General features: G+C 65.4%; 6 protein-coding genes and 1 pseudogene. 5 read left to right on the top strand and 2 right to left on the bottom strand.

Going from position 1 to position 6,280, the window contains the following annotated elements; translation table 11 throughout:
* Positions 1-864: type II secretion system protein N (gene gspN, locus IVB32_RS19175; RefSeq protein WP_247410963.1), on the bottom strand; the 864-nt coding region annotated here is incomplete at its 3' end.
* A gap of 289 nt (positions 865-1,153) precedes the next feature.
* Between gspN and IVB32_RS19170 the strand changes: the two genes are divergently transcribed.
* The 3 genes from IVB32_RS19170 to IVB32_RS19160 are packed head-to-tail and all read left to right on the top strand — an operon-like array spanning position 1,154 to position 3,185.
* Entirely contained in the window at positions 1,154-1,861 is a 708-nt protein-coding gene (locus tag IVB32_RS19170; protein ID WP_018453837.1) for a CoA transferase subunit A, read from the top strand.
* Between the two features lie 15 nt (positions 1,862-1,876).
* Positions 1,877-2,527 (top strand): CoA transferase subunit B, encoded by a 651-nt coding sequence (locus tag IVB32_RS19165; RefSeq protein ID WP_007596236.1) that lies wholly within the window; start codon positions 1,877-1,879, stop codon positions 2,525-2,527.
* 22 nt (positions 2,528-2,549) lie between these two features.
* Positions 2,550-3,185: a GNAT family N-acetyltransferase gene (locus IVB32_RS19160; RefSeq protein WP_018453839.1), complete on the top strand. Its 636-nt coding sequence runs from the start codon at positions 2,550-2,552 to the stop codon at positions 3,183-3,185.
* Between the two features lie 13 nt (positions 3,186-3,198).
* Here the strand turns inward: IVB32_RS19160 and IVB32_RS43040 are convergent.
* Positions 3,199-4,214, bottom strand: a pseudogene (locus IVB32_RS43040) (AraC family transcriptional regulator).
* Positions 4,215-4,416: 202 nt separating this feature from the next.
* Between IVB32_RS43040 and IVB32_RS19145 the strand changes: the two are divergent.
* Together IVB32_RS19145 and IVB32_RS19140 are read left to right on the top strand one after the other, a co-directional pair.
* Positions 4,417-5,037: a response regulator gene (locus IVB32_RS19145; RefSeq protein WP_026232606.1), complete on the top strand. Its 621-nt coding sequence runs from the start codon at positions 4,417-4,419 to the stop codon at positions 5,035-5,037.
* Between the two features lie 150 nt (positions 5,038-5,187).
* A partial coding sequence (locus IVB32_RS19140; protein ID WP_247410930.1) for a mucoidy inhibitor MuiA family protein occupies positions 5,188-6,280 on the top strand: 1,093 nt, incomplete at its 3' end.

Raw genomic sequence — 6,280 nt, 5'->3', positions numbered from 1 at the left:
CGACGCGCCGACGACATTGGCCCGCGCCTTCAGCGCGAAACGGCCGAAGCCGCCGCTGGCGGGCTGCGGCTGGCCGGTCCAGCGCAGCGCGTTGCGCAAGGACGGGCTGTCGATGGTGAGCGTACCCTCCATCATCGGGCTGGTGCGATTGGCGACGCTGCCGTCGAAGGCGAGCTTGAGCGGTGCGCTCGCGATCCGCGCCTTCAACCCCGAGCGCTCGCCGGAGAGGGCGGCGACGAAATCGGAAAAGCTGATCGAGCCGTCGACCCGTTCGCCCCGCCAGTCGAATTGTCCGGTCGCAGCGAAGGAGCGCGAGATCGAGGGCCAGGCCAGCGACAGGTCGATGTCCTCGAGCTTCTCGGTGCCGTGCGTGGCGGCGTCCTCGTAATTGAGCACGCCGTCCTGGATCCGGATCTCGGAGAACGACACTTGATTCTCGGCGCCAGGCTTCATGGTGCGCGCGATGGTCTGGATGAACGGTGTCCAGTTGCTTTCACCGTCCGGCTTCAGGCTGACATGGATGCGCGGCCGCAGCAGCGTCAGGTCGGCGATCTCGAACCGTTGCAGCAGCAGCGGCAGCAGCCGCAGGTTCGCGGTGAGAACGTCGACATGGAGCGCGGGATCGCTGGTGCCGCCGCCCTTCAGCCCGACGTCATGGAAGGAGATGTAGCTTGCCGGCAGCACCGAAATGTCGATCGCGCCTGCGACGTTGACCTCGAGTCCGGTGACGTCGCGGATCTGCGTTTCCACGGCCTTGCGCAGTGCGTCGCGGTTGATGAGCCATGAGGTCGCGATCAGGGCGATCAGCGCCACGCCGAGCAGCGCCGCGATCGGCGTCCCGAGGCGCTTCATTCCTTGGGCCATGGTCAATGGCATGTCCTGATCGAGTTGGTCGCTGGAGCCAGAAGGCGGGCTGGGAAACCTGCGCGCCCCACGCCCAAGACCTATTGTGTTAAGTGCCGCAACTTGATGGGTTTTCTTGTCGCTTTCAAGGCCGCGGGAACGGTTGCGCCCACGGCTTGGGCAGCTTCTATCACCCGGGGGCGGAGCGGAGAACCCCGTATCATTGACGGCTTCGGACGATTTCGCCTAATAATCGCCGCCACTAAGGCGCGACGCCTGCAAGCCGAAGGTTCACTCGAAGGTAATTTGCATGAACAAGGTCTATCCCGACGCCAAGTCGGCTCTCGAGGGCGTTCTGAAAGACGGCATGATGATTATGTCGGGCGGCTTCGGCCTCTGCGGCATCGCCGAGACGCTGTCGGACGCGATCCGCGACTCCGGCGTCAAGGACCTGACGGTGGTCTCAAACAATGCCGGCGTCGACGGCATTGGCCTCAGCCGCCTGCTCGAAACCCGCCAGATCAAGAAGATGATCTCGTCCTATGTCGGGGAGAACAAGCTGTTCGCCCAGCAATTCCTCGCCGGCGAGCTGGAACTCGAATTCAATCCGCAGGGCACGCTGGCCGAGCGCATCCGCGCGGGCGGCGCCGGCATTCCGGCCTTCTACACCAAGACCGGCGTCGGCACGCTGATCGCCGAAGGCAAGGAAGTGAAAGAATTCGACGGACAGAAATACCTGATGGAGCGCGGCCTGTTCGCCGACCTCGCCATCGTCCACGCCTGGAAGGGCGACACCGCAGGTAACCTCATCTATCGCAAGACCGCGCGCAACTTTAACCCGATGATGGCGACCGCCGCCAGGGTCACGGTGGCCGAGGTCGAGCATCTGGTTCCGGCCGGTGAACTCAATCCCGACCACATCCACACGCCCGGTCTTTTCGTCAAGCGCATCGTCGAGGTCGGAACGGCCAAGAAGCGCATCGAATTCCGCAACACCCGCCCGCGCACGGCAGCTTGAGATCAGGAGACTAAGATGGCCTGGACCCGTGAACAGATGGCTGCGCGCGCCGCGAAGGAACTGCGTGACGGCTATTACGTCAATCTCGGCATCGGCATTCCGACGCTGGTCTCGAACTACATCCCGGACGGCATGGACGTCAGCCTTCAGAGCGAGAACGGCATGCTCGGCATGGGCCCGTTCCCGTACGAGGGCGAAGAGGACGCCGATCTCATCAACGCCGGCAAGCAGACCGTGAGCGAACTGCCGTCGACTTCGTATTTCTCGAGCGCGGATTCCTTCGGCATGATCCGTGGCGGCCACATGGATCTGTCGATCCTCGGCGCCATGCAGGTGGCCCAGAACGGCGATCTCGCCAACTGGATGATCCCCGGCAAGATGGTCAAGGGCATGGGCGGCGCGATGGATCTCGTCGCCGGCGTCAAGCGCGTGGTCGTGGTGATGGAGCATTCGGCCAAGGACGGTCCAAAGCTCCTGAAGCAGTGCAATTTGCCGCTGACCGGCGAGCGCGTGGTCGACATGGTCGTGACTGACCTGGCCGTCTTCACCATCGACAAGCACGGCAGCGGCGGCATGGCGCTGATCGAGCTCGCCGACGGCGTCTCGCTCGACGAGGTCAAGGCCAAGACCGAGGCCGAATTTCGCGTCGCACTGAAGAACACGTAAGGTTTTCGCGAAGGGGGCGCGCATGACGATACGGTCTGCGCGTCCCGAAGACGCCGATTTCATCGCACAAACCATCCTGTCATCGCAGCGCGGCTACCGGCCGCGCGGCTGGTTCGACGTTGCGCTCGGTTGGCCTGAAACACAGTGCCGCGATTTCATCGCGCACGTCGCAGCCGCTCGCGCGGTGTCGATGTGGCACGTCTCGCAATTTCTGGTCGCCGAGATCGATGGCAAGCCTGCTGCCGCCTTGTGTGCGCTACCGGCGGCCGGCACGGGACCAGCGGCTTGGCGTGCGATCGAGGAAGTCGCAGCCGCGTCCGGAATCGCCGCGGCAGAGCTGGAGGCCATCCGTCAACGCGGCGGCTACACCCGCGCCTGCTGGGTTCAGGGCGGCGAAGGCGATTGGATGATCGAGCATGTCGCGACCGATCCCGCCTATCGCGGCCGCGGCCTGGTGCAGTCACTGATCGCGCATGCGCTGGAGAAGGGGCGAGCGGCTGGATGTGCACGGGCGACAATATCGTTCCTGATCGGCAACGAGCCCGCCGAGCGCGCTTATACCAAGGCCGGCTTTGTCCTTGCCGAGGAGAAGCGCGATCCCGCCTTCGAGGCGATCATCGGTGCGCCGGGCTTTCGCATGTTTGCGCGGGTGATGTGATCGGTCTTGAAAATCAAGCCGCCGTTGCCGCCAATGGCCGGGCGCCTTTGCGCCATGCGGTGATGGTGCAGCCGAAATGGCCGCGAAACCAGCGGGCCATGGCGCTCTGTGCGGAGAAGCCGAGCTGCACGGCGATGTCGGCCAGCGGCCGGCCGGGGTCGTCGATGAGCTGGACCACGAGATCGGCGCGCTGCGCGTCGAGAATGGCCGAGAAGCTGGTGCCGGCTTCGGCGAGGTGGCGGTGGATGGTACGCCGGGTGCAGGCGAGGTGTTCGGCGACGCGCTCGACCGTGCAGTCGCCGCCGGCGAGCAGGAGACGCACGACCTCGTCGACCTTCTCCTCCCAGCTTGCCGGCCGCGTCTCGATCGCCTCGATCCGCTTGCGCAGATAGCTCGCGATCAGCGGATGCGCGCTCGGGATCCGGCGCTCCATGTCGTGTGCCGACAACAGGATCGAATCGGCCTCCGCATTGAAGGTCACACGGCAGCCGTAGAACTCGCGGTAGCGTTTGCGGTCGAGCGGCGGTGGTAATGCAGGTGAACTTCCTGCGGCCGCCAATCGCTGCCGAACAGCGACTGGATGATGCGGTGGACGCTGCCGAGCGCCATGTCGATCGACTGGCGCGGCGCGGTCGGCTGCCGGCCGCGCAGGTGCTGCGTGACGGTCACGGTCTGCTTGTTGCGGGTGACGTCCAGCTTCATGCCGTCGTGATGGATCGGGATGAAGCGCGAGAAGGCTTCGATGGCTTCACCAACGGTCGCCTGTTCGCGCACGATCAGGCCGACCGCGCCGAAATTGGTCAGCCCGCCGCGTTCAGCAAGCCGCAAGCCGAAATCTTCGGCGCCGGACGCCTCGGCCGACAATTCGAGCAGACGGCGGAGACCGGTGACGGCAATGGGCGTGTCGGGCTTGTCGAGGCAGGCCAGCGGCAGCCTGACCTTGCGCATCATGTGTTTGGGGTCGAGCCCGACCGACCGGGCGACCTCCGGGTAATAGCTCAAGCCCGCGCTGCGAATGAGGTCGGTCATGCGACCCGTTCCTGCCGGACATCCCGCAGATGTCCCGAAATGTAAAGTTTCTGTCCCGATCCGTCAAATCCGGGAACCGGGTGGAACATACATAAGTAAAACCGAAGCACGGGCGTGAATGCCGTGCATATGACGGCGCGGCGCGACGAGGCCCCGCTGCCGTCTCGGACCATTTGACCCAAGACATTGCTGGATCGGAATTATGCCGGGGAACATGCTTTCCAAGGGTGAGGTATTCGTCATCGACACCGATGCCGCCTCCCGCGAACAATTGTCCACCGCGCTTCAACAAAGCGCATACAACGTGATCTGCTTCGCCGACGGCGCGTCTCTGCTCTCGGAGGCCAAGGCGCGGATGCCGGCCTGCGTGCTGCTGGAGATGCCGCCCGATCGCTCCGGTCTCGACGTGCTCAAGCGCCTGCGCGAGGAAAACTGCATGGCGCCGGTGCTGGTGACCGCGACAAACGGCAGCATCGCCATGGCGGTGGATGCCATCAGGAGCGGCGCGGCCGACTTCATCGAGAAGCCGTTCCGCACCCGCGACATCGTCGACCGGATCGATGCCGCCATCGACGAGTTCGCGCAGCCGGGCTCCAACCGGCAGCGGTGGTTGCCCGGCTGCGAACCCCTGTCCGCGCGCGAAGGCGACGTGCTCGAGCATCTCGCCGCGGGCCTGACCAACAAGGAGATCGCCCGGCGCATGCATCTGAGCGCGCGCACGGTCGAGGGCTATCGCGCCGGCATTCTGAGGAAGGCCGGTGCGAAGAACGTGACGGACCTGCTTCGCCGCATCTTCGCGCAGGGTTCTACCCCTCAGGATTAAGCGCTCCGTCGCGGGCCTTGCTGCCGCCGCGGCGGCGCCCCACGGAAACCCCAATCGAACCAGTTCCTCCCCTGCCGCGTCCAACCGTGTTGGCGAGGCATTGGATCGCGCGTCCGCCTGGCGGCGGCGATGACTTGGAGGAGGGACTTGATGCGCATCACCGCAAAATGTTTGGCAACGACGAGCCTGGTTCTGGTGACCACGGCATTCGCGTCGTGGTCATGGGCCGCCGAATTGGACGCCACATCGGCGATCGATACCGTTACGGTTTACCCCGATGGCGCGACCGTCACCCGCGTCATCGCGGTGGACCTGCCGTCTGGTGACTCGACGCTCATTGCCAAGGACTTCCCGCTTGGTCTCGACACCTCCTCGATCCGGGTGGAGGGTGAGGGGGGAGCGAAGCTCACCATCGGTACGATCGATGCGCGAACGCCGCGTGCGGCGCCGGTCAATCTGCCGGTGCTGGACAAGCGCATCGAGGCGCTGAACGACCAGCGCGCCGACCTGCAAGGCGCGATCGACTCGGCCATTGCGCGGCGCAAATTCGCGGAGCACTTTGCGGAAGCCTCTCCCGCGGGCATCGGCGACAAGGGCGAGGCGCGGCCGATTGCCGAATGGCGCACGGCCTTTGCCGCCGTTGGCGACGAAATTGCGAGCGCCGATACCGCCGTTCGCGACGCCACGCGCAAGATGCGCGAGATCGATCGGCAGATCGCCCAGCTCGAAGTCGAGCGCAAGGCCAAGCCGCCGAGCAAGCTCGAAGTCCGCATGGACATCGCGGCGCCGGCAGCAACCAAGGCGACGTTGCGGGTCACCTACAATGTGCGTAATGCGCGCTGGCTGCCGCTCTACGACGCCCGGCTCGATACCGGCGCGAAGGACCGCAAACCGCAGCTCGAGCTTGTCCGCCGCGCCGAGGTCACGCAGGCGACCGGCGAGGACTGGTCGAACGTCGCGCTCGGCGTCTCCACGGTCCGCATCGGCCGCGGCGGCAGCGCGCCGGAGCTGAATTCGCTGGTCGCGCAGTATCCGCAAGTGCCGAAGCCGCGGGCGCTGGGCTCAGTTTCGGATTCGGCAATGCCTGCGGCGGCGCCCATGCAGCAGCGCAAGATGGAAACTTCCGCGGCCAAGGCGGCGGACGATATCCGCGAACGCGCCGAAGAGCAGCAGGCGGTCGCCGAGATCGGTGACTTCCAGGCCACCTACAAAATTCCCGGCCGCGTCAGCCTCGGGGCCGCCG

It is taken from the genome of Bradyrhizobium sp. 23 (assembly GCF_023073295.1).
Classification (GTDB): domain Bacteria; phylum Pseudomonadota; class Alphaproteobacteria; order Rhizobiales; family Xanthobacteraceae; genus Bradyrhizobium; species Bradyrhizobium canariense_D.
This window is presented reverse-complemented; position numbering and strand designations above follow the sequence as displayed.

What these genes read in the sequence shown, in the direction of transcription:
- IVB32_RS19145 (WP_026232606.1), top strand. Translation starts at nt 4,417, where the DNA reads ATGCCGGGGAACATGCTTTCCAAGGGTGAGGTATTCGTCATCGACACC.
- IVB32_RS19165 (WP_007596236.1), top strand. Translation starts at nt 1,877, where the DNA reads ATGGCCTGGACCCGTGAACAGATGGCTGCGCGCGCCGCGAAGGAACTG.
- IVB32_RS19170 (WP_018453837.1), top strand. Translation starts at nt 1,154, where the DNA reads ATGAACAAGGTCTATCCCGACGCCAAGTCGGCTCTCGAGGGCGTTCTG.
- IVB32_RS19160 (WP_018453839.1), top strand. Translation starts at nt 2,550, where the DNA reads ATGACGATACGGTCTGCGCGTCCCGAAGACGCCGATTTCATCGCACAA.